This is a genomic window from Mucilaginibacter mali (assembly GCF_013283875.1).
GTDB lineage: Bacteria > Bacteroidota > Bacteroidia > Sphingobacteriales > Sphingobacteriaceae > Mucilaginibacter > Mucilaginibacter mali.
Genome location: NZ_CP054139.1, coordinates 5,805,875 through 5,830,715, shown reverse-complemented (window position 1 = coordinate 5,830,715; position 24,841 = coordinate 5,805,875). Strand labels below are relative to the sequence as shown.

Here is a 24,841-nt window from a genome sequence, read left to right as displayed (position 1 = left end):
TTATGAAAACAAACACTATCAGTTTACAGGATAAGCGCAAGCGCCAATTCCTCCTGGCCTTGCCGCCCATCGTCTTTTGTTTTACCACGCTTTTATTTTGGGCGCTCGGCGGCGGCCGGCCCGAACAGGCCAAAGCCACTGACCATAAGGGCCTCAGCCTGAAACTGCCATCTGCTATGATCGCGGCTGACCAGACCGGCGATAAAATGAGTTTTTATGATCAGGCACGGGCGGATTCGCTGAAGAAACAGCAATTGCGCAAAGCCGATCCCTATACTCAGGCTGATACGGTCAACCACCTTACAGGAACTTACCCCGGCAGTACTTTTTCACCTCATCAGCCCGCCTTTGGTGGTTATGGCGGGAACGCCAGCAGCCCGGCAGCTAATGAGGCTGCCATCAGTGAACGGCTTGCGCAATTACAGTCCGTGGTAAATAAGCCGCAACCTATCAACCCGCCGGTAAAAAAACAGGTGTCGGCCATACCTGATTCCCTGTTGAAACCAGCGGTCACTACCGAAGACCCGGAGCTCAAACAAATGAACGGGCTGCTGGAAAAGATCCTGGATATACAACATCCCGAACGTGTCAAGGCGGCTATTGAAAAAACGGGCAGCATCACTGCCGTTAAAAAATTCCGCGCCATCCCGGCAGTGGTGGACGGCACTCAAAAGATCGTGCAGGGCACGGTCGTCTGCCTGAAGCTGACGGACACGGTAACCCTCGGCGGGCAGCTTTACGCCAAAGGACAACGGATCTACGGCAGCGGTAACCTGTCCAACCAACGCTATACGCTGAACATTAAAAGCATTCATGTGGGCTATAATTTCTACCCGGTCGACCTGACGGTTTTTGATCAGACCGATGGGTTGGAGGGCATCAGCGTGCCTGAAGCCGTAACCGGCGATGCGCTCCGTGATGGTGCTACGGGCGGTGTGCAAAATATGGATATCATGAGTTTCGACCCATCAGTGACGGCGCAGTTAACAACTGCCGGGCTAAATACCGCGAAAGGGCTTTTTAGTAAAAAGATCAAGCGGGTGAAAGGAAAGATCAAGGACGGGCATACGCTATTGCTGCGGGACAACCAGGAAGTAAAGAATGCCCACTAAGTACCTGGTTAACCATTGTAAACAACAGAGTAATCACCATAAAAATTTAAAAGCTATGAATGAGCAAAGTTTTGATTATGTAAAGAACCAATTGTTTTACCTGGGTTTCGGCGAAGAGATCGCCAAGCCCCTGCGGGTAAAAATGGAACAGAACCTGGCGGAGTTTACACTGCCGCATACTCGCAAGTTTGGGCAGGATGAAACCAGTTCCGTGTTGCATTTTTCCAAAGGGGACCAGAAGGATAAGGATATGACTTTCTTTAACCGGGCGGATGTTACCCTGAAGCAGCCGGGCAAGGAAGACCTGACACAAACCTTCTTCTACGGGAAAGAATATAATTACACGCTGCAGGAGCGCTATAACATGATGGATGGCCGTGCGGCTTACCGCGAGCAGCCTAAAGTGGCACCAAAAGAGGAAAACGGTGAAACGCGGATGAAGCCGACGGGCGAAACCTATTTCGGCTGGCGCGCATTGGATTTCAAGAATGCGGACAAGTACGGGAATTTTTTACCTAAAACGATGTTTTGGAACCATCAGAAAGAAATAGGCAAATACCCGATCAAGGGAATTGAGGAAAACTACGATAAACAAAGGCTGCTTGCCAAGCTGGAAAGAGGTAATAAGGTGGACGTGATCCTGGTCAGGGATGGACATGAGATGCCGGCAAAAATGGTAGCCAATCCGAAGATGGCGCGTTTGGATTTTTATGATACCAACGGGCAGATCCTGATGGTACGCAAAATAGAAAAGCAGGCGGTCGATCAAACGCAAAAAACGGAAATGACACCGCAGGAAGTGCAAAGGGCGGCTATTGCCCGTGCCCAGGAAGAAAAACAAGGTGAGGGGCAAAACCAGGTTGCGAAAGAAGGGCAGGAACAAAAACAAGAACAGCGCCGCAGGCAGGGTGTTCGTGTGTAGGCTTTCTTAAACATTGGAAAACTTTAAGCCATTATCGGGATTTTTTGAAGCGATCAAAACTGACGGGCGGATCACCATCAGCCACATCGGCTTATACGCCGTGCTGCTCCAGTACTGGCAGGAACAGGATTTTCAAAACCCGGTAATGGCTTTCAGCCACGAGATTATGACACTGGCGAGGATGTCGGCGAGGGCGACCTATTTCAAGTGCCTGAATGACCTGAATGATTTGGGGTATATCCGCTATGAGCGGTGTTTCAAACGAAATGTCCGCAGTAAGATCTACCTGCGGTTTGACGGGAATAATTGAACGAAAAGAGAAGCGAGATGAGTGTAGAGATTATAACCAAGGAGGATTTGCAGGCTTTTAAAATTGAATTGCTGGCTGACCTGAGAATGATCATCCGGGAAGTTCCCGAAAAGCCCAAGGAGTGGATGAAAAGTGCGGAACTCAAAAAACTGTTAAAAGTGTCGCACGGAACGCTGCAAAACCTGCGCATCAGCGGCCAGTTAAAATTCTCCAAAATAGGCGGCACTTATTATTACCGTTACCACGACCTGCTCAAGCTGCTGGAAAACGGCATGCCTAAATTCCTATAACAATGGCAGCTATCCCATCATTAAGGAAAGCATTTAAAAAGTTGGCTGCTGACCAGCGGATCACCACCTGGCATACCGCGCTTTGCCTGAGTTTGTATTACCTGTGGACCGAGCATGGGACGGGAAAGCAGGTTCAGGTCAGCCGGTCTTCCCTCATGAAATTAACGCATATCCGGAGCATTGTCACTTACCATAAATGCATTGCGCAATTGCAGGAATACGGCTATATCCACTACCAGCCCTCTTATCATCCCAAACAAGGCAGCCGGGTCACCTTATTGTTTTGATGGCTACTTATTTTTCATATACCAGGGCAACAGCGGCCATTTGGACTTTTCCGCAGCAAGCGCCGGCGGGTCGGAACCCCAAAAAGAATTGGATGATTTTTGAGGCTCCTGGGCCATGATGGTATTCCGGTCCTTTCCCTGTAACCATTCGTCTTCACTTTCGATCAGCGGGTCGTACCAATCGGCTTTCTTCTTTGCCCATTCCACCCAGGCCAGGGTTTCTTCATCGCGGGGTTCTGTGGTCAAAGCCTGCTGCTCAATATGATGGATATAATTGCGGAAGTTATTGGTTTCCTGCCAACGGTTGGCATCGCGGATCGCTTTTTGAAATTGGCTGACCTCCAATTTTTGCCGTTCTTCAGCCAGTTTCTTTATTCTTTCTTTTTCATCATGCGCCGCCCGCCAGATCTTGCTTTCTATGGTTTTTACCCGCATTTCCTCGGCCATCAATTCCAAGCGGGCGATGATCTTTGACAGTTGTTCTTCAATGGCTACCTTTCCGTCCCGGCCGGTGACCGTCGGCTCATAACTACCAAATTTAAGTTCAAGTTTACCATTCGGATTGAGGTCTCTGGTTTGCCAGCGGTCTTCCCTGACCGTTGCTGTACTGGTTTCCCGGAGCGCGACCTCGATCTCTTCCTCGCCAATGATGATGTAACTGCTTTCATTACGGAATTTAAAGTCGTGCCCGCGCTGGCGCATGATCTTGACAAAGGCATCCATCACGCCCAGAGCGCGGTTGATCTGCGCATCAGATACGCGGATATTGAGCTGCCCGCTTTGCGTATGCAGGATGTCACCATCCCGGTAATATTCGTTTCTTTTGAGTAAGGCGGCGCGGGCTTTGATGATCAGCGGGTCGGGGTCGTTTAGCGTGTTGATGTTTACTTTTAGCGCCGCCGCATGGTCGCGCTCAATAGCCTGCTGCATCGCCGCAACCGGGGTCATGCCGTCGACCAAAGCGGGGTGGTTTTCATCCCGGAAGTAAAGGGTGGTTTCTTTCTGATCGTAATGGCCTGGCGGGGGCAATGGCTTTACCGGCGGGCTTTGCCCGTGCTGTATCTTTGCCCAATAACCGGCAACCGGTGTCGGTACACCCATATTGATACAGATCTTGCGCAGGCCGTTATCGGAGATATTATATTTCCGGGATAGGCTGAGCAGCGGCTCTGCCCATACGAGGTCGTATAATTGCTGGCGGGTAAACGTAACCTTTTCATTTTGTCCCATAGGTGAACGGATTGTATAATACTAAGGTAGGAATTTGCGGGTCAAGCCTTGATATTATGGACGTAAATTCTTATCTTTGAGTTAAGAAATGCAGCTAGTCGGTTGGTGATAAAGGGGATAAGTTGAGGGCTGGCATTTTAAAGAAATTCAATGGAATGATCGGTTTTTAGGGTCAACGCGTCATGTGTGACGTTTCTAAAACGGGCACTTGTAAGTAGCTGATATACAGCTTGGTTTTTACAAGGTTCAGGACCCGTCCATTCCGCTAAAAGCGAAAACAAGCAAATCGATGCTTGTTTTCGCTTTTTTGTTTGTGTAACTTATTGAATTGTAGTTATATTCAATTTGTAAATGTGAGTTCGATAGGTAGTTATATGAATTTGCCCAAGCCTGTATAGAAAAATTGCTTCCAAGAACATTTTAAATACTAATGCACTGATAGTCAATTACAAATTGGCTCGCTACTCTTGTTTTTTACAAAATACCCCTGAGCCTAAAAATTGAAAAAAGAAAAGGGTTGAACGGGTATCGAACTCTTTAAATATCTAATAATAAGACTGTTATTATTCTGATTATTTTTCTTTTGAACCTTTTTCAGTGATTTTTGCAAAAATTGATAGAAAATTGATGATTTCAAAGGCGCAGGACGCGGCGAAAGCGAATTTTTGCAGCACCTGGACCTGTTTGGCGCTAAAGATGGCTTTGATATCTTCCAGCTCTTCTTCAATAAAGACACTGTGCATCCCGGTCTGAAATCCGTCCAGAAATGCTTCGCTGTAGATCCCCTGCTCCTTTCCGAGCACGAATTGCGCGCTGAATGTTTCCCCGCGCCACCAGCGGACCGAAAAGATCTGCGGGAAGAACTTGAGCCGGCGCCTTTGAACGGGGGCGTTCGCGGGCGGCATTTGCCATTGGAGGAATCTGCGCTTGACCGTCCGGATATGAATGGAAAATCCGTATTTCTTGAATTTTTGGAAAAACTCCGCGGACGCGGTTTCAAGGGAACGACTGGTTTGTGCGGCAGCAGCCGGGATTTGGCCGATCAGGTAGATGAGCGCATTTCCGAACAGGGCGACTGTCGAGAGTGCGCCGTAGAACTGCGGTAAATGTAGCGTCAGGTAAGTCCTGACATCGGCGTTCGCGACAGAAGACACGATCAGGATCAACACCGCATTGAACCCGATATAGAATTTTTTCATGTTATATCGTGATTAATTTTTTATTTTCCAAGTTTTTTATTTTTCGATTTGTTGAAAATTCCGAGAAAGTCTTTGACGTCTTGCGACATGAATTCTAGTCTAGTTGGAATTTTTGTCTTAGAATTCTAGTCTTTTCTCTCATCGATTTTCACATTTCATAAAGTCCCTTAAAACACGAAAGACAACTCTTTAAATTTGAGTTGTCTTTTCTTCGGGAATTTGAATCTCCCTGATTTTATATTTTAGACACAATAGAAACCTTTTACAGCTTTCTAACTATATCATTTTATGCGATTTTGTGCGATTTTTTCTGCTTTTCAGCCCATATTGAACGTGTTTTTGTGTTTTTCTACTTAAAGATACCAAATATTTATAAAAACGCAAAAAAATATTTTTTTGTTTTTTCAGACGAAAATTGTCAACGATTTAGACGGAAAATGTGGAATTCTTGAGGGTCAAAGAATCATTTAACGAAAGGAAGAGATAAAACCAGTAAACTTATAAAAAAGTTTTGATTAATTTACGAAGGCTGGGGTAAGTCTTTTTTTTTCGATTTATTGAAACTTTTTTGAAGAACAGTCGTTGGGGCGCAATGATCAGCATATGACTCTTCCGGCTCCAGCCAGTTCCGGGGGTGATGCAGACGAACAACGATGTCCGCACAGGAAGCGCGGCTGCGTTTGCGATAGGATTAACCAAGGGCAGCCGCCTTCAAAGTTTGTTGCCCGGAGATAAGGCATGGCGTTTAAAGGATGATGAAGATCGCAAAGAGACGGCAGAGCGCCGCTGAATGTATATCCAGGATCATTCCATCACCAATGTCAGACTCCATTTCTTTCTCAAAGACCCCGTTGGCTTATCCATCCAAAGAATAATTGACATTTTCCTTTTCATTCGTAGTGGTTTGACAAGCGATCTAATTGACCAGTACAGTAGTGGTTTGACTAATAGCGGGATACTGCTGCAAGGCTATGGTAATTTTGACTATTCCTTTATAGGGCGAGTTCCCGGTTGTAAAATTGACAGTCGCGGCGCCATTGGCATCCGAGGCGGTTCCGTTGCTAAATATGCCAAGCAGATTTCCGCTGCTGTCGGTTGCGTTATACGAGAAAAGATAGCCTGTGGCCGGTTTGCCGATGGTCTTTAACAGGCTAATGTTGATGGACAGGTTATTGCCGAAGCCGGAGGTCATGGCCGGGTTGTTGGTCAGCAGCATATTGTCAGGTACAGCGCGGGTAAAGTTGACGGTCAGGCTGCGTGTTGCCCCGCCGCTGGCCATGGTGACATGCACCGGGCCTTCGACAGTTTTTTTCAGGTAGGTGATCGCATTACCGGCGGCATCGGCGGTTGCGGTAACCGAGGGATTGCCGTTGCTGAAGGTGGCCCCGTTGTCAGCGGTAAAGGTTACGGTCTGGGACGCCACCGGCAGTTTCTTATTGACTGCGGCAGTCAACACCATGGTGCTGACACCATCGGCCATAATGTTATCAATAAAAGGAGCGATGGTGAAGATATTATCGGCATTGGGCGCTATAAAATTAACCGTAATGCTGCGGGTAACACCGAGGTCGGTCATGGTGACGTGCACCGGGCCTTCCGCTGATTTTTTTAAATAGGCGATCGCGTTCCCCGTTGCATCGGCGGGTATGGTGATAGTGCCGGTGTTGTTACTGAAGGTCGCGCTGTTGTCTGCGGTGAAAACGATAGACTGGGCGGTGGCTGGCAGGCTCTTATTGATGACGGCGGTCAGCACCAGGGTGGTCGTGCCGTCTGCGGCGACATTGTCCGTAAAAGGCGCGAGCGTAAATATGTTGTCTGCGTTTGGCGCTGTAAAAGTAACGGTGGTAGTTGCTGAGTAAAGGGTCAGCACGCTTGCCCGGATGGTGGCCGTACCAGCGGCAGCGCTTTTGAGCTGAACGACGCACTGGTAATTATCGTTAATGCCCGTAGTGATCGTGTTACTGTTACTGTTCACAAAGGTGCCGAGATCGGTGGTAAAAACGACCTGGGTCTGGGGGTCAGAATCATTAGGCACGGTAGCGGTTAGGGTTACGGTGTTAATGTTATCGGCAGGGCCGCTGAGCGAGGTCGCATTTTCAAATTTAATGACGCCGGAGGTTTTTAGCTGCGTCTTTTTGCACGAAGCCAGCAGCAGGAAAACAGTGAACAGGTACAGGCTATATCTTTTCATATCCTCAACTAAAAATGCAGGGTAAAAACCTGGTGATCGGAATCATTGTTATTAAGGTCAAGCCCGTCAATGTTGATATAGCAAAGACTGAAATCCGGATTAGGCCCGCTTTTGACGATCCTAACGGTCTCGCTTACGGCCAGCGGCGGGTTGGTTAGATGGATCTTGCGTACGATTTCTTTGACGAGGTTGCCACCGTCATCGAAATAAACGTTGTTCCCCGAGTTAAGGTTATAGGAGATCTTGACATCAGCGGGGTCATTTCCGCTGATGGTGTAATTGAGTGCGACACTGCCCGGGGTACTGATCGTGCCGGCATTAGGGTTTGGGTTAGAGAGAGATAAAGTAGCCATAATTATTAATGAATTAATCCGGTTTTGTTTGTATCAAAGAGCGTGGAGAAGACGGTCTTAACATCTATGTCAAAGGAAAAGGAGACAAAATAGGAGCAGCCGATCGCCTGGTTGCTGTTCAGCGGATTGGAGGCATGCTGCCCGTACCAGGCTACCCCGCCGTTGAGGCGTACAAAGTCTGCGATGCGCAGGCCGGCGCCCGTAATCAGGTTGAAAGTGCCGCCCAGCAGGTCACTGCGGTAGCCGGTCTTGGCGAGCGAGGTGACGGACACCCCCACCAGGAACGAAAACCGCTCATCAAGCTGCCAGCTTTTGAGCGGGTGGCGCTTATTAACGGGTCTCAGGTAAATATTCGTGCCCATATATGGGGTGAGTAAACCGAGGTCCGGGATCAGGGCAACACCCAGATCAGCGCTGACATACCAGTTAGCGCGCGTCTGAAAATCGCCGGGAGTGCTGGTGCCGCTGATAAAGGAGGTACTGTAAAGCTGGCCGGCGGTTGCACTGATGAAATTGGCGGTTTGGGCTGCATTTTGGGCCTGCACCGCTTTCATATCTGAAACAAAGCGTGGAAATTTTAGCCGCAGGCCATCTGTATAATCCTTCAGGTTGGAGCGGAGCGTTGCAAAATCGCTGTTGCCGGGAATGACTTTGTCAACGGCGTCATGGAGCGCAATACAAGCGGTGATATAGGCATTGGTTTTCGTATCATCCAGCGCGTCGGCGCCGTCCTTAAAGTCGAGTACCGGTGGGATCAAAGGAAATATTGCTTTTAAGGCCAGGACATTGGCATCATGGACCGGGTCAGTAACCTTTTGTTCAAAGGCTGCCTCGAAATCCCGCAGCTTGATATCCCAGTTGCGGATATTGCTTGTTGCATCGGTAACGGATCTGCGGCTTGTCGCGGCGATCACATAAGCAGTCGAGATCGCCTGGAGTGCCGTAAGCATACTTTTCTGCTGATCGCCGGAAAGCCGGTCAAACTTCGCTTTTATCCCTGTAGCGGCCAGCGCGGCGCTCGCCTGAGTTTTGGCATCGGTCATCAAAGCGGAGAACTGGGCGTCGCTGATCTCTGTCGTTCCATTTTTTGAAACCTCGCTGACGGCTTTTGCCAGACCGCCCTGCAGCGCCGTAGTCAATGTTCCCTGCTGGGTAGGGGTTAGTACCCGCTTGATAACGAAGACAAAGAAATAATTGGAGCTGTGCTTTAGTTCGGGAATGACTACGGTAAAGCGTTTTTTGGTAAGATCAATGGTGCCGGAAACATGTTGCTTTAAATATTTATCCGGATCTGCCTTTACTTTCTCAATATCCGGCCAGTCTTGCTTGACATCAAACCAACAATCCACGCCGCTGATCTGGTCGAAAGTGACCGCGTCGGTTGCACCGGGTGTACAGATGATCGGAAAAGTGACATCAAAAGGCAGCACCCCCTCGAAAGTATGGCCATCAAGGGTCATTGTTACAGCGTTGGCGTCGCCTATCAGCACAGCGCCGCTGTCCCCGGAAATAGTGGTGGTTTTTTCCTTGGTCTTTTTGACTTCTGTGACCTGCGCAATCGTCATTGAGGGACAAAGCAGCAGTTTCAATAACAGGACTATGCAAAAAAACCTGGCGTAGCCGGCAGGCTTGAAGTCCCGTGGTAAAGTAATATTCGGCAAGAATTGGTCAGCAGCCGGTTTGAATACCATGTGATAAGCGTCTTAAATTGTTAAGGTCTGATAATGATAAAGTTAATTATTTTTATAAATAAAAATATGTTCAAATTAATATAATAACTAACGGCGCTCTGCGCGCTCAGCATCACTCAGGCCGGCCTGTTTCTTAGCTGTGCGATGCTGTCGGCCGTGATATCGAGCGAAAACGACAGCAGAAAGATCGTGATGAACTCTTCGGGATAGCCGACAAAGTTTTTCCCGTAGGTCAGAAACCCGCCGAGCCCGATCAGTAGCGTAAGCGCCAGCAATTGTATGATATTGGATTGCAGATATTGCCCGTAAACGCTCCGGTAGGAGTCGTCCAGGTCTGCCAGGTCCAGGTCCGCCAACGGTGTGCCGGGTGCCGGAATGCCGGATCCGCTGAAAAAACGCGCTGCAAATGCGAATGCGGCCTGGCTTTCCCCGTCCCCCAATGTGATTTGCGAAACGGCAACCACGTTCGGCCATACAGCATTCAGCGCAGTTAAAAGTGCCGGGTTCCAATAAGCGACAGGCTGTAATTTGGCATCGGTATTATTGACCATATTCTTGAGCGCATCGAACCATTTGGTGATCGCGGCGATAAAATCAGGGTGGTTGGCGGCCAGGGCATTGCCGCTGTTGTAAAAGTTAAGTACCCCTGTTTCAAGCTTGTCAAGTGCTGCATTGAGGTCCTGCTGGATACTGTTGGCAGCCAGAAGCGCGCTTTTGGCATCCTGTACGCCCATGCTGAAGGAGGCGCTGTAGGTTGACTGTGCCGCCTGCGTAAAACTCTGGATGACCGCGGCGGTGTCATTGCCGGCGGGCAGGGCCGGCAGGTAATTGGCAGGAGAATTCATAAAGGAAATGAGGCTGTTGATATAGGCGATGTAACTCAGCAGTCCTGCTTTTTCCTGGTCTTTCGCTTTGCTAAGCCAGACCTCCGCTTCCGTGGGATTAAATGCGTCCAGCTTTTCCCCTGCTTTATTCAGGCTTTGCTGTGAAGCGGCCAGTATCCTGGAAACCTGGGGCAGCAGGCTGTCATCAAAAAGCTCCGCTTTCAGGCTGTTATAATTGGTCTTACTGGTATTCAGGATGCTTTCAAAGGTATCCTTTTGGCTATTGTATTTTTTGCGGGCGGCATCGATCTTATCCGTGATCGCGCTTACGCCCGCTAACAAGACAGCATTGTTGGAAGGTGCAATGGCAGTAAGCACATCCTGCACGATAGCGTTCATGGCGGCCTGGAACTTGGGATCTTCAATCGTGCCGGTATAATCCTTGATGTCCCTGACCAGCTGCAGGCCGTTCAGCCTGGCCTGCTCGCGATCTTTTTTGTCTTTAAGCACATGCCGGACAAGGGTGCCGATCAGCAAGCCCGTAAAAACGGTGAGAACAATCCACCACCGGCTGCGTTTGTTCCAAATATCGACCTGTACGGGGATGGGTGCGGCGATCGAATTGGATGTCAGCTGTAGCTTGCCAACCGTTTCCCCGATGGGAAGTGTTTTAAAAAGGTCCTCGTCGATGTGATAGGCTACGGTGGTCTGGCCACCGGGCAACACGTCAATAGGCTGCTGAGGCAACGTGATCAGCCTGCCTTTAGGCACACCAGGAACATAACAAAAGCTTAGCTTTAAGCTGCCGGCACCGGCTTTACCGCTGGTCTCAGTAATGATCAAGGAATCGGCTTTTCGGTCGGTGCCCTGCTCCGTGATGTTTATTTTATCGACGGTAAGCACAGCCGGCGAGCGAACCAGGCTGAGGTTGAGGTATAAGTTATCGGTAGAACTACCAATATGATAGCGCAAATTGACATCATAGGTACCCTGTGCATCCAGCAATGCCGGGTCAACGGTTAGTTTCAGCAGGGACTGCCGCTGGTCCCAGGAGATAGCGATTCCTTTACGATAGGCTTCAGCTGAGACATTGCCATTCCGCGCTGAAAACACGCTCACCGTATCAAAATGAAGTTCGGTCGGCTTATCCATTCTTAACGTAACCGGTATCACCTGCGGCTTGTCTGTTTTCAATTCAAATGGGCTTCCCTGCGCAATGATGGTCGTCTGTGCGTACCCGGCGGCGGCCAGGAATACCAGGATAAGGGTTAGAGCTTTTTTCATGTTAGGTGATTTTAAGGTTGCTGTTGCCAAAGCAGGTGAAGACAAAAGCCAGTGGGTTATAAGAGCGAAACCTGTTTTGATTGAAAGCCTGGATCGCTTCGCCCAGTTCTTTGCGGTCGAGATAAAGCGAATCCAACACTTCGCTGATAAATGCAGCACCGAGGTCCGGGGTGATCTCGCATTCGGTCCCGATGACGGCTGATGCGCCGGCAGTATGAAAATCCTGGATCATGGAATTGAGTGAATTGACAGTCATGGTTGCGTTATAGCAGCTGATCAGGAAAACAACCGGCAATGGCTCCCCCGACCAGGAGTCGTCTTTGGTGATCTTATTGATCAGCAACCGGTGGTAAAGCCATTTATTCAGCGGCAGGTTCCCGGCGTCAGCGGGCCAGGTGTCGCGCAGAAACGTTAAGATGCGTTCTTCCGGCGGTTCGCCTGGTATCGTCTTTGTCTCCAGGTGGCCGAAAACAACCAGCGAAGAGGGCCGCGACTGTTCGTTCCACAGCAGGTCGATAAGGTCGCACTCATGGGTAATTTCCTGTAGTGGATAGTCCGTCATTAATTTGGTGCGCAGCTGATTGCTATAGGGCTCACTGAAATTGTTAACATAGAATACCTTTTTATTTTTGCCGTCGACAACGGGCACGGTGTCCAGGGGCTTATCCACGGTAGTAAGCAATTGCTCGATCCTGTGCCGGAAGCCCCAAAAACCTTCTATGCAGTACGTGGACAGGCCGGGGTTATGCGGGCAGCCTTCTCCGTCGGCACATTTGAATTCAGCATAAAGGTCCTCGTCCAATCGTTCGCCCATGCAAACCGGGTATTCGGCAGCCCCCGCAGCGGGTGGCAAAAGATAATAGTCATAGATCAGCGCCCAGGGAAAAGCGTAGTTTACCTCATGACGGGCGATCTGGAAAGACAGGTCTTTATGATCACGCAACCGCCGCAAGCTGGCTCTGAAAGCTTTGTCGTTACTGGAAAACAGACGGTCATAATAGAGGCGGCCGATCTTGGCGAACTTACGCACCTCTGCAAAAAAAGCCTCATGATCGGCCGTGGTCGCAAACAGCGGGAACCGGAGGTATTTTCCATTGAAATAGGCCGTTTTCAGTAAATTGCTAAATTCATCCTGGGCATCCTTTAAAATGCTTTCATTCAGGCCGTGTACTTCCCGGACAATATCGTCATCCTTGATGAACAGCGAGTGGGTGCCGTCGTTCCCGGCATTAATGCCAATATAGAGATCACGCTGCCCAACCTGGTCCAGATTGGTGTATTTGGCAGAAGTGGCAAGATCCATCCTCACGGTAATGGCCGGCGTATCCAGCGTTTTAAAATCATCGCCTAAAGCCGCCTCCAGTATAAATGCCTGTAACAGGTAGTTTTTTCGAAAAATGCCAAACCGCAGCTGGGCCCGGTCGCGCCCGGGAGGAATTTCCAGCAAAAAACGTGCAATGGTTGAACCGCCCAGTAAAGGCAGTTTGATCTTTTTCCGAGGTTTCGAAGTCAGGATAAAATCTTTGGGAAAGACAACAACCTCCAGTTCATGACCTTCCTTGTCATCAGGGTCAGGCAGCAACGGATCGATCGGGCCGATGTTGCCGGTCATGAGGCTCTCTGCTGAGTGCTGCCCGATCTGAACGTTCAGGCGATAGCGCCCGCCATGAAATAGGGGGCTGAAGCGGTTCGTGGGAATATAGCGCAGGGTGTCGGTCAACTGGTCCAGCGTGGCATCGACGACCCGCTGCTGGTTTTGCCGGAAAGCTTCAAATATTTCAGGCGTATTGGACAATGATTTTATGTCGGCAATATACCGGTCAAACTGCGGCTGCTGATAAGTTTTAAAATATTGGATCTCACCGGACAGCGGTACCAGGCCGCTTGTTTCGCGACCAAAATCACCGCCAAAAGACTTCATGCTATGAAAATAGCCCCCTAATCCTGAACTGCCCGAAAAGGCAGTACGCAGTTTATCTCCCGCCGAAGGTGGAAGCTTTTGGATAAATTGGTTCAGGTCACCTGGATTTACGGTGCTCGCGTATTGCGCAACGCTTGCTTTAAAGCCGTCAAGTCCGTCGACAATACGCAGGGAATGATTGGCGACGGCATCGGTAAACAGCACGGGGGCCACATCAAGCGGGCTGCTGCGCTGGACCGCAAAAGCCACAGCTTCATGTAGCGGGTAATCATGAATAATACTGTAAAGCAGCTCCTTTAAAAATATTCTCCCGTTGTCCCGGGGTATCTCGTGGATAACGAGCAGGCTCGAGTCCGGGTAATGGGTATGCATCCCGGTCCATTCCGGATAAAAAGCGTCAAGCAAGATGACAAAACGGGGAGCAATAGCCGGGATATCCTTCCACTCCGGGGAACGCGGCGTGTTCATGATCAGGATATCTATATCCTCCTGTTGCTGGCCGGCGAGGCTATCCGCGTTTATTAACTGCAAGCCATATTCCTGGGTATTAGGATCTGTTTTAAGCCAGTTCCAGTCTTCGATCTTTGATCGGATCTCGCCTGCGCTATCCCCGAATATTGCAATCCGAAAGGGTAATTCGAAGGCGGGGCGTTTACGGATGACCCGGTGATGAATGAATTGGTAATTTTTGTGATCAAGCAAATGGCCAAACAGATCTCGCCAATAATTAAAATTCCGAATGCTCCACAACCTGCCGACCAATGTTTTCAGCGGCAAATCAAGTTCCTGATCGACGAATATCGCAAGCGGGAGGTTCTTGGGTCCATAGGGGGTCATGCGCTCACGCGGTTCGGCATCCAGCATCTGCGCCAAATGGGCGTCGATCGCGGTATTAATCCTTACGGAAGTAAAAAAAGGCAGGTCAACCGTGCGGAATTCCTTACCTGCCTTTTCGACCTTGTTACCCATGCCATCTTCATAGCTGATAAAGACGTAGGTTTTTCGGAATACAAAGCAGAGCTTGACCCACTTGTTTTTTTCCGGCTTATTCATATCGTGTGATAATTAATTAATGTTCAGGAACAGGTGCCTGTTGAAATGGCCAAGTCGCGCGCATATTTTCCGGTCGATCTCCCGGTTATTGAGACGATGCCAGAAAAAGGAATATCGTTCATCAAACCTTGTTTTTTTAAATCATTTAGTTTTTTGCCCAGATCGGTGAAGTATAAATACGGTCGCCATCCTGCTGGACAATCTCCGCGTAATAATAAAAAGCTTCCCCGGGCTGCAATGACAGGGGCTTGTTCAGTGTAGCCGTCGTACTGTTCGCCAAAGCCACCGGCATCTGCCCACTGCCCGGCTTCCCGAACATCAGCTTGATCGATTTTACCCCATCCCCCTGATCCGGGATCCGTAACCGCCACCTTAATGACCAGGTTACCGCTGTTCCTGATATAACTCCCCAGCGGCATCCCGTTGATGGTAAAATCCACTTTCACGTTACCGTCCTCCGTCGCATAAAAACGGTTGGCCTTATAAGCCGCGATAATACTGTCCCGGTTCAATACCTGCACCAGCACCGCCGTCCGCATTGCCGACATCCGCCCGAAAGTCGTATTGTGGTTATCATGATCCATCGTCGGGCCTACACTGTAACCCAGCGACAGGAGTTTCTTATAATAGCTGTAATAACTCATCGGCGGCCGGTCCGAATAATCCGCCTTTTTGGAAAACGCAGGCCCTCTGCTCACCGCCACCCCGCAAACCGCCTGATGCGCTGTCAGGTTATAAGGCTGCGCCGCCAAATTCGAGTAATCCGTCTGCGCCGGATGCGCCAGCGTCGCGAACATTTTCGGATCAGCCGCCACGATCCGGAACAGCGAGGCATAATCCGACCTGGCCGAAAAAACATCAAAATTACTCGGTCCCCAGCCGATCAGCTTGCGCGAACCATAGATCACCACATGCCCGCCATGACTGATCATCCCGTATTCCATCCCGTACAGGCAAACAAAACGTCCGTTCTCGTTCTGGGCATAAGCTGCCAGCCCGGCAAAAAACAAAACCGTAAAAAGGAAGAATCTCAATTTAGTGATCATAATGCTTTAAGGTTAAGGACATCCCCGCACAGGCCGCAGGGCAGTTATTTAATATCAAATAAATATAGGAATAGCTATCATATTTGCAATACCGTATTTTCACGGTATTTTTTTGAATATTCATACGTTGATCATTCTGAAAACAACTTATTGAAGGATGCTGACGCGACAGTGATTTATGGATCTCAAGGCGCAAATGGGGTGATCTTAGTTACAACAAAAAAAGGAAAGGCAGAGGCCACCAGGGTCGACTTCAATGTTTCTCAATGTGTAGGAAAGGTTCCAATGTTTATCGAATACATGAATACCCAACAATTACTTTAGCATGGGCATTCCGCTAAACGGGAGAATTTTAGAAATTCTCTCCCGTTTTTCTTTTTTAAAAACCCGCAATCATCTAATAATGGATCAAGCAGAATAATTTTAAATCCTATTTGGGGCCCGATACATCAAATTGATAACTTATTGAAAATAAACAACTTAATTAATTTTATTATTAAAAGTAAGCGGGTATCGAAACTCACCTATAAATGAAGCTATAAAAAACAAAGGTTTCCTACTTATAAATCCCTTTATCACTTCACTCTTTCAGGGTTATGCTAACCATAATTTTAGCGAGTAACCTAACCAAAGAATCGTATTGCTGCTTTTCAGCAATCGTTTTGGGTTGCCTTTTGTGGTTTACCGCTTTCATAAAAAACATTTTTGAAATTTCTATTTTGCTTTGAATGCGAGCAGCCGTAATCCATTGAACACTACTACAAGTGTTGACCCCTCATGACCGATGACTGCCGGGCCGATGTTAGCAATACCCATTATCGTTAAAGGGATAAGCACTGCTACCATGCCGAGGCTAATAAAAAGGTTCTGACGGATGACCCGGCGCGAACTGCGGCTAAGGGCAATAGCAAACGGAAGGTTATCAAGTTTGTCGGCCATTAAAGCCACATCGGCTGTTTCTAATGCCACATCAGAACCTGCAGCTCCCATTGCAATACCAACTGTGGCTTTGGCCATAGCCGGGGCATCATTAACACCGTCTCCTACCATCGCTACTTGCTTCTCTTTACGTAACAGCTCCTTGATTGAATCTACCTTTTGCTCAGGCAACAGACCACCCCAGGCATCGGTTATACCGGTTTGTTTTGCCACAGCTTCGGCCACCTGCTGATTATCCCCTGTTAGCATGACCATGCGGCGGATTCCTATCTCCTGCAATCTTGTTAAAGCTGCTTTCGATTCCGGTCGTGGAGTGTCCATCACCGCGATGATCCCAATGATTTCACCTTCACGCTCCACCAGCATAGTCGTATTGCCTTCACTTTCCAGTTTCTTTGCCTGCTCGTCAGCTTCTTTATCCAGTTTCTTAAAAAGTCCCCTGTTGCCGATAACTACCTTTGTGCCGTTAACTTCTGCTTTTACGCCATGACCCGTAACCGACTGAAGGTGAGTTGCGGGTTTAACCTCATGCTTTAGTCTTTCTTCGCCACCCTGCACAATGGCTGCAGCCAACGGGTGATCGCTCAGTTTCTCAACAGCCACCGCGATCTTTAATACATCTTCTTCCTTTGTATTATTAAACCCGACTACTGCGGTTAATTTAGGTTTGCCTTCAGTGAGTGTGCCGGTCTTATCAAAAGCTATAGCTGTCAGGCCACCTAATAGTTCCAACGGCCCGCCGCCCTTGATCAATACGCCGCCACGGGCTGCGCGGGCAATTGCACTTAGTACCGCACTTGGAGTGGAGATAGCTAAAGCACATGGACTGGCAGCAACCAGTACCGCCATAGCCCGGTAAAAACTTTTACCGAATGGTTCGTTAAGCGCGAAAGGTGCGCATAAAAGCAATGCAACCAATATTAATACTGCCGGTACATAGTATTTTTGGAGTTTGTCGGTGAATAACTGCGTTGGGGATTTCTGCGCTTCGGTATCATTCACCAGTTTGACCAACCGCGCCAGTGTAGAATCTGCGGCTACTTTGATCACTTTTATTTCCAGCACTTCGCTGCCATTGATCGTACCTGCAAAGACCTTATATTCGGCTTTCAGATTTTTCTCCTTGCTGTAATCTTTCTCCGCATCCGGAATAGGCGATTTTTGAACAGGTATGCTTTCCCCTGTGATCGGTGCCTGATTGACACTGCTTGTACCTTTGATCACTACGCCATCAGCAGGTATCTTAGTATTCGGTTTTACAATGACAATATCTCCCAACACCAATTCTTCTATGCTTACCTCAGCTTCATTGTCATTTCGTCGGACAATTGCCTCCTTTGGTGCCAGTTGAGCCAATGCAGCAATAGACTTGGTGGCTTTACCCATTGCATAATGTTCAAGCGAATGCCCCAGGCTGAACAGGAATAGCAGCAAATTGCCTTCAGCCCATTGCCCCAGGATGGCTGCGCCGATTGCTGCCACCAACATCAGGAAGTCTATTTCAAAATGCCCTTTGGCAATACTTTCCACCGCTTCTTTAGCTGTAAAAAAGCCACCGAAAAAGTATCCTGCTATGTACAAACACAAACTCACCTGTTTAGGCAAACCGTCCACAAAAGACAGGCCGAAGCCGATACCCAGGCAAGCCCCGCTTAATGCTGCAAAGATCAGTTCAGTTCTTTCTCCAAAAATCGCGCTATGGTTATGCTTATTTTCGCTCTCCTGTGCTTTATTATCAATGTTTCCGGATACCGCTTTCGCGGCTTTAGATGCCTGCGTTTTTTTATTTTGCTTTTTCATACTCTTATTCCGCTGTACGTTTATAGTTATAAATTAATCTTCTTCATCGCTACCGGATAATTTTGATTCCAGGTAAAATGCACCTTTAGTAACCGCTTTTGTTCCGGGTGATAATTCAGTTATCGGTTGGATTGCCACGTACCCTAATTCACTCACGCCTGTACCCACTTCAACTTTTTTGAAGGTATAACGATCTCCATTTTGCCCGGTCATCAAGAAGATGAATTGCCTTCCCGCCGTGCGTACAACGGCATCCGCAGGTAAGGCAGGTGTCATCTTAGCGCCGGTACTGATCAGGGCGGTCACGTACATGCCCGGAATGAGATTCTGATGTTGCCGGTTATCGATCTCTGCATGAACGACAACACCCTTACTCTCATTTTCAAAAGATTTATTGATACCATTGATGCGGCCAGTGATAACCATATTTTGTTGATTGGTTAGCTGAAAATCAACTTTCTGGCCCATTTTAACCGCCATCAAATCTTTTTCAAAGACGATCAGGTCGCAATGGATCTTCGAATTATCGACCACCTCCATAACGGATGTGCCAGGCTGCACATATGCACCGGTGTTCGCTGCGATCTTACCTACTGTTCCGGTGATCGGCGACAACAACGGAAAACTGGAAACGATGCTCCCGCTGCTGATCTTTTCGGGCGAGACACCTAATTGCCGCAACTGGCTTTCAAAAGCATGTAAACGAGCCTGTTCGGCTTTGTAAGTAGCGGTTGCCGATTGATATGATCTGCCTGTACCTGCTCCGGCAGCCTGTAATTGATTTTGCCGGTCATACTCGGCAGCAACATAGGTAAAGTTGTTTTTCGCTGCGAGATAATCCTGCTCGATCTTAATTAGCTCCTGATTATTCACCGTTGCCAGGACTTGACCCTTATGTACCTCTTGCCCTTCCAGTACATTAATATGGCTGATCATCCCACCGGAAAGCAGGCTGACATCGGCTTTATTTTGCGGTGGAACTGCCAGTTGCCCACTTGCTTTGATCACCGCATCAAGATTTTTTAATGTGATCGGCCCTACCTCAATCCCAACATTCTTCATTTGTTGTTGCGTCAGCTCCAGTGCGCCGGATCTGTCCCTGGGCGCAGCCTTCACAGTTGACGTTGTTTCGTTGTTTTCATTTTTGCCGGATGGCCCTGAACACGCCACCAGCGTCATTGCGGCACCAAGTACCGCTGTATATATACTGATCTTCATAATTATTTTCCCTGATAAAATTGTAATTGAATAGCCGACTGATCCAGCCTGCTTAATGTTTCGAGATAGTTTAAACGCGTCTGTATTGCCGCCGAGATGTTTTGAATATATTCGATATAACCGATCTCGCCCAACCTGAAAGAAACCTGGGCGATGCGTAATTGCTCATCGGCCTGCTTCAGTCCAATACTCGTGTAGTAAGCGGCTGCTTGCTGGAATTTACGGTATTGCTGCAATTCCTGTTGATATTGTGTACTCAACTGAAGCCTGCTTTGCTGCAGGTTTACCTCAGCGATCTGCGCTCCGATCTTCTCCGACTTGATACGGGCGCGATACGAACCGCTGAACACCGGCAAGGCTAAGCCGACCTGGAAACCACCAACGCGTGTACCCGGTGAGTAACTACGGTCGATATTAGCCGGGTTAAAGCCACCCACCAATAATTGCTGTGTATAACCTAAAGTAATATCCGGCATCAGCTTCGAACGTTCCACCGCTATTTTAGCTTTGGCGACTTCGATTTCCTGTAAACCTAATACTGTTTGCGGATGGGCAGCAGTATTAATGGTATCGGACAGCCCCGGTAAGGTCATCGCTAAATTACCTTCCGCAATCTGTAGTGGTTCAGCCGTATTCATCAAACGGTGTAAAGCCAGCTCATTAATACCAAGATCTGCCTGCGCCCCGATCTTCAGAGCCTGCACTTCCTGATACTTATTCTTTGCTGAAATCAATTCGAGATTAGATGCCTCGCCAGTCTTTACCCGTATTGCTGCCCTTTGCACAAATCCGTTGTAAATACTATCCTGGAAATTCAGCACACGCATAGTTTCACGGCTAAGCTGATAAGCATACCAGGCGCTCCTAACCTGGCGGGTGATCTCCGCTTTCGTCACCCGACCCGAATGCTCTGCAAGCTTGATCTGCTGATCTGCCAGTTTGCGTTGGTTGTTATATAATCCCGGCCAGGCAATATTTTGGCTTACACTTAATCCGTTATCAATATTCCCTCCGCTGGTCGGATCCTGTGTCAGCATGAGTTCAGTTTTAGGCAAGTCAAAAGCGATCCCCTTTGCCGCCCTGTACTGTTCGACAGATAAGTTTGCTGAGCGTACCTGGAGGTTATTTTGCAGGGCGAGACTGATCGCACTGTCCAGTGTTAACGATGGTTTGGTCTGTGCTTTAATATTACCCGAAAAAAGGAAAAGGCCAATGACCGATATACCAACTATCCTTTTGATCTTGCCTGTAGCCGCAGCTTTGCTATTGAACAACAGATAAAGGCAAGGCAGAACGAATAATGTAAGGAACGTGGCAGTGATCAGCCCACCGATCACAACCGTTGCCAGCGGTTTCTGCACTTCGGCACCAGCACTTGAGGAAAGTGCCATAGGCAGGAAACCCAATGACGCTACTGCAGCAGTCATTAGTACGGGCCGCAAACGCGTTCTTGTACCTTCCAAAACACGTTGATAAATATCAGTTACCCCTTCAGCTTTGAGTTGGTTAAAATAGCCGATGAGTACAATGCCATTCAACACGGCAACACCGAACAAGGCGATAAAGCCAACACCCGCAGAAATACTGAAAGGCATATCACGGATAAGTAAGGCCGCTATACCGCCAATAGAGGCAAGTGGCACGGCTGTAAAAATGAGCAGGCTTTCCTTTACCGAACGGAAGGTCACGTAAAGAAGGATGAGTATAAACAGCAAAGCAGCGGGTACAGCTACCGACAGGCGTGCGCGTGCTGCCTGCAAGTTTTGAAACTGTCCGCCATATGATAAATAGTAGCCCGATGGCAATTGTAAATTCTTATCAAGCTTTTGCTGTATCTCTGTCACGGTTGATTGTACGTCCCGCCCATTGACATTAAAGCCGACATAGATCCGGCGCTTGCCATCTTCGCGTGATATTTGCGAAGGAGCTTCACGAAAATCAATATCCGCTACCTGGTTCAGCGGTACTTTATTTCCCGATGCCAGCGGAATGAGCAGGTTTTGAACGCTGCTGATATTCTCCCGCAGGCCGCGGTTTAGACGCACCACCATATTAAAGCGCTTTTCGCCCTCAAACACTACACCTGCAACGCTTCCGGCAAAGGCTGTTTTCAGGATCGTATTTACATCACTTATGTTTAGCCCATACTGCGCCATTTTATCACGGTTATAATTCACCTGAATCTGCGGTAAACCGCTCACCTTTTCCACAAAAGGATCGGCAACCCCCTTCACCGAACGTATCGATGCCGCGATCTTATCGGCCTGCGCAGCCAGTTCATCAAGGTCATCTCCATATATCTTAATAGCCACATCCTGCCGGATACCCGTCATTAATTCATTGAAGCGCATCTGCATAGGTTGTGATATGGAGGCATGGATACCGGGTAGCCCTGACAATACCGCTTCCATTTTTGCAGTCATTTCCCCGCGCGTTTTTGCCGTTTTCCATTCGCTTTTAAGTTTCATTGCCAGCATCATATCCCCGCGTTCCATTGGCATGGGATCGGTAGGTATCTCGGAACTGCCGATCCGGGTTACCGCCTGTTTGATCTCAGGGAAATTTGCGCGCAGCAATCTCTCAGCCTTACTAAAACTCTTCACTGCTTCAGAAAGCGATGTGCCCTGCATCATCGATATTTCTACGGTGAGGTCGCCTTCTTCCAGCGTGGGAATAAACTCGCCGCCCATACGGCTGAACGCCCAGATGGCGATTGCAAATATGGCGAACACGATAGCGACGGTCAGCACTTTAAAACGAAGCACACCAACGAGGGCCTTATGATAGACAAGCTGGCAAAAACCGATAATGTGATCGGAAATATTAGGTTTATGCGTTGTTTTACGGCTCAGGAATAAGGCGCTGGCCATTGGCACATATGTAAGCGAAAGAATAAATGCGCCGAGGATAGCGAAAGCGACCGTTTCTGCCATCGGCCTGAACATTTTACCTTCGATACCGACCAGTGATAGCAACGGCAGGTACACGATCAAAATAATGATCTGCCCAAAGGCCGCTGATTGCATCAGCTTACCTGCGCTGCTATGCACTTCTTCATTCATTTGGTCGCGGCTGAGTTCCCCGATATTCTCTTTTGTGTACCGTCCGGCAGTGATATGATGCACCACACTCTCTACGATGATAACTGCACCGTCCACAATAAGGCCGAAATCGATAGCACCGAGGCTCATCAGGTTGCCCGATACACCAAACAACTTCATCATCATAAAGGCAAATAGCATAGACAATGGAATAACTGAAGCCACTACCAAACCGGCCCTCAAATTCCCTAAAAGCAATACGAGTACAAAGACCACGATAAGCGCGCCTTCAAGCAGGTTACGTTTGACTGTATCGATAGCCCGTCCCACCAGTTCTGTACGGTCTATGAATGGTTCGATCACTATACCTTCGGGCAGCGATCTTTGGATCTGAACCATTCGTTCTTTTACGTTTTTGATCACCTGGCTAAAGTTTTCGCCTTTTAGCATCAGTGTTACCCCGGCAACTACCTCACCCTCTCCGTTACGGGTTACCGCGCCATATCGCGTTGCTGTACCCATTTGAACCGCAGCCACATCACGCACTAATATTGGCGTACCGCCACTGCCTTTGATCACGATTTTTCGGATATCATCCAGGTTTTTAACCTGGCCCAGCCCACGTATAAAATACGCATTGCTTTGTTGTTCGATGTACGAGCCGCCGGTGTTCTCATTGTTTTTTTCCAACGCTGCATAAACATCGGGGATCGTTACACCAAATGAATTTAGCTTGTCATTATCAAGAGCTACTTCATATTCTTTCACATAGCCTCCCCAGCCACTAACCTCCGCCACACCGACGGTACCGGCCAGTTGCGTTCTTACCAGCCAATCCTGTAAAGTACGCAGATCGGTGGCGGTGTATTTTTGTTCGTAACCTTTTTTTGCGTGGATACTATATTGATAGATCTCACCGAGACCTGTAGTGATGGGGGCCAGCGATGGTTCACCGACACCCTGCGGGATATTGTCTTCGGCTTCCTTTAATTGCGCGCCCACTTGCTGACGCGCCCAATAGATATCAATATTGTCTTTAAAAACTAAAGTGATCACGGAGATCCCTGAGCGGGATATCGACCGTTTTTCAATAATACCGGCAATGTTAGCCATTGCCAGTTCAATTGGAGCCGTGATATACTGCTCCACTTCCTGTGCACCTAAAGTTGGTGCCTGGGTAATGATCTGTACCTGGTTATTAGTGATGTCGGGCTGCGCATCTACAGGCAGGTTGATTGCAGACCATGCGCCTGTGATCACCAATAGAAGCGTCAGGATGCCGACCGTCACCTTGTTCTGCACAGAGAACGAGATAATTCTGTCAAACATGAATTTTCAATAAATAAATACGACAATAAGGCGCGGAGCGAAGCCCCGGCCCATTTCAGTTCAAAATGAAAGGCGTATTAACTTAATTGCGGCGGCTGCCAGATGTCTGAATTGGAAGTTAGAAGGGAGGGGGCTTTATATGCCTGGTATTTGATTTGACTTTTAAACAAAGGCCGGATCTTAATAATGACCGGACTGGAAATATTCCGCACTGACGAACAGCAGGAGCAAATGCAAAATGGCGAACAGATATCAGACAGCTGTCCGTTATCATTGGTATGGTTAGTGATAGATGTTACTTGATTCAGGGCAGGATTATGCTCTCCGTCATGGCATGGAAGCACAGACAGCAGGCATATATATAATCCCCAAATGCTGGTTAACAACTTCATTCAGAGCAAATGTAGGAATTTTTTATTCAAAATAGCTGAAGGCTGAAAGCGGGCAAGCAATTTATCCCTATCCATAATTCTTGATAATTTATTAATACTCCCCAACTTTAACAATCTGCCCAATATGGTTAATTCTTACCTTTACAATCCCCTCAAAATACGCCAGGCTCTTTATTGCTTTGTAGGTAATATCTTTCAACTCCTTTTTATCTTCTACCGATGTTTCAAAATGATGCCTGAAAACGTATTCCCTAACAAATGAATTGCCGTACAACAACTTTGAGAACTTTTGTACACGAAACAAATTGGGACTAATTAACCTGTTATTTGCCGGATCAAGCAGATCTATTGCCGATGGGTCAAAATCTGCCGAGGGGAACACAAAATATTCATTTTGCTTCATGGTAAA

At 48.2% G+C, this 24,841-nt stretch carries 18 protein-coding genes; 5 read left to right on the top strand and 13 right to left on the bottom strand.

Annotation, left to right across the window (positions count from 1 at the left end; translation table 11 throughout):
• Positions 1-2 precede the first annotated feature (2 nt).
• From traM to HQ865_RS24730, 5 genes are read left to right on the top strand one after another with little or no spacing between them, the layout of a single operon-like run.
• Positions 3-1,112 (top strand): conjugative transposon protein TraM, encoded by a 1,110-nt coding sequence (gene traM / locus HQ865_RS24750; RefSeq protein WP_173417473.1) that lies wholly within the window; start codon positions 3-5, stop codon positions 1,110-1,112.
• A gap of 55 nt (positions 1,113-1,167) precedes the next feature.
• Positions 1,168-2,034, top strand: a complete 867-nt coding sequence (locus HQ865_RS24745) for a hypothetical protein (protein WP_173417472.1) — start codon at positions 1,168-1,170, stop codon at positions 2,032-2,034.
• A gap of 13 nt (positions 2,035-2,047) precedes the next feature.
• Positions 2,048-2,344 carry a hypothetical protein gene (locus HQ865_RS24740; RefSeq protein ID WP_173417471.1) on the top strand — a complete coding sequence of 99 codons (297 nt, stop codon included), beginning with the start codon at positions 2,048-2,050 and terminating at the stop codon, positions 2,342-2,344.
• Between the two features lie 17 nt (positions 2,345-2,361).
• A complete protein-coding gene (locus HQ865_RS24735) occupies positions 2,362-2,634 on the top strand; it encodes a helix-turn-helix domain-containing protein (RefSeq protein ID WP_173417470.1) in 273 nt (90 codons plus the stop codon).
• A gap of 2 nt (positions 2,635-2,636) precedes the next feature.
• A complete protein-coding gene (locus HQ865_RS24730) occupies positions 2,637-2,921 on the top strand; it encodes a hypothetical protein (RefSeq protein ID WP_173417469.1) in 285 nt (94 codons plus the stop codon).
• 3 nt (positions 2,922-2,924) lie between these two features.
• Here the strand turns inward: HQ865_RS24730 and HQ865_RS24725 are convergent, their stop codons facing one another.
• From HQ865_RS24725 to HQ865_RS24670, 13 genes are all read right to left on the bottom strand, one after another.
• Complete coding sequence (locus tag HQ865_RS24725) at positions 2,925-4,151, bottom strand: hypothetical protein (RefSeq protein WP_173417468.1); 1,227 nt, start codon at positions 4,149-4,151, stop codon at positions 2,925-2,927.
• A gap of 572 nt (positions 4,152-4,723) precedes the next feature.
• The gene (locus HQ865_RS24720) at positions 4,724-5,350 is read right to left on the bottom strand and encodes a hypothetical protein (RefSeq protein WP_173417467.1); all 627 of its coding nucleotides are present in this window, start codon (positions 5,348-5,350) and stop codon (positions 4,724-4,726) included.
• Between the two features lie 916 nt (positions 5,351-6,266).
• Positions 6,267-7,541 (bottom strand): Ig-like domain-containing protein, encoded by a 1,275-nt coding sequence (locus HQ865_RS24715; protein WP_173417466.1) that lies wholly within the window; start codon positions 7,539-7,541, stop codon positions 6,267-6,269.
• Positions 7,542-7,549: 8 nt separating this feature from the next.
• Positions 7,550-7,894, bottom strand: a complete 345-nt coding sequence (locus tag HQ865_RS24710; protein ID WP_173417465.1) for a hypothetical protein — start codon at positions 7,892-7,894, stop codon at positions 7,550-7,552.
• 5 nt (positions 7,895-7,899) lie between these two features.
• Complete coding sequence (locus HQ865_RS24705; protein WP_173417464.1) at positions 7,900-9,585, bottom strand: hypothetical protein; 1,686 nt, start codon at positions 9,583-9,585, stop codon at positions 7,900-7,902.
• Between the two features lie 116 nt (positions 9,586-9,701).
• Positions 9,702-11,693, bottom strand: coding sequence for a hypothetical protein (locus HQ865_RS24700; protein WP_173417463.1), 1,992 nt, complete (start codon positions 11,691-11,693; stop codon positions 9,702-9,704).
• A 1-nt stretch (position 11,694) separates the two neighbouring features.
• The gene (locus HQ865_RS25990; protein WP_237073593.1) at positions 11,695-14,667 is read right to left on the bottom strand and encodes a hypothetical protein; all 2,973 of its coding nucleotides are present in this window, start codon (positions 14,665-14,667) and stop codon (positions 11,695-11,697) included.
• Positions 14,668-14,690: 23 nt separating this feature from the next.
• A complete protein-coding gene (locus HQ865_RS24690) occupies positions 14,691-15,713 on the bottom strand; it encodes a hypothetical protein (protein ID WP_173417462.1) in 1,023 nt (340 codons plus the stop codon).
• 714 nt (positions 15,714-16,427) lie between these two features.
• Positions 16,428-18,452: a heavy metal translocating P-type ATPase gene (locus tag HQ865_RS24685; RefSeq protein ID WP_173417461.1), complete on the bottom strand. Its 2,025-nt coding sequence runs from the start codon at positions 18,450-18,452 to the stop codon at positions 16,428-16,430.
• Between the two features lie 33 nt (positions 18,453-18,485).
• Positions 18,486-19,670, bottom strand: coding sequence for an efflux RND transporter periplasmic adaptor subunit (locus HQ865_RS24680; RefSeq protein ID WP_173417460.1), 1,185 nt, complete (start codon positions 19,668-19,670; stop codon positions 18,486-18,488).
• A gap of 2 nt (positions 19,671-19,672) precedes the next feature.
• Positions 19,673-24,040, bottom strand: coding sequence for a CusA/CzcA family heavy metal efflux RND transporter (locus tag HQ865_RS24675; protein ID WP_173417459.1), 4,368 nt, complete (start codon positions 24,038-24,040; stop codon positions 19,673-19,675).
• 77 nt (positions 24,041-24,117) lie between these two features.
• Positions 24,118-24,432: a DUF6660 family protein gene (locus tag HQ865_RS26165; protein WP_394353364.1), complete on the bottom strand. Its 315-nt coding sequence runs from the start codon at positions 24,430-24,432 to the stop codon at positions 24,118-24,120.
• A 91-nt stretch (positions 24,433-24,523) separates the two neighbouring features.
• Positions 24,524-24,835 (bottom strand): hypothetical protein, encoded by a 312-nt coding sequence (locus tag HQ865_RS24670; protein WP_173417458.1) that lies wholly within the window; start codon positions 24,833-24,835, stop codon positions 24,524-24,526.
• Positions 24,836-24,841: the final 6 nt, after the last annotated feature.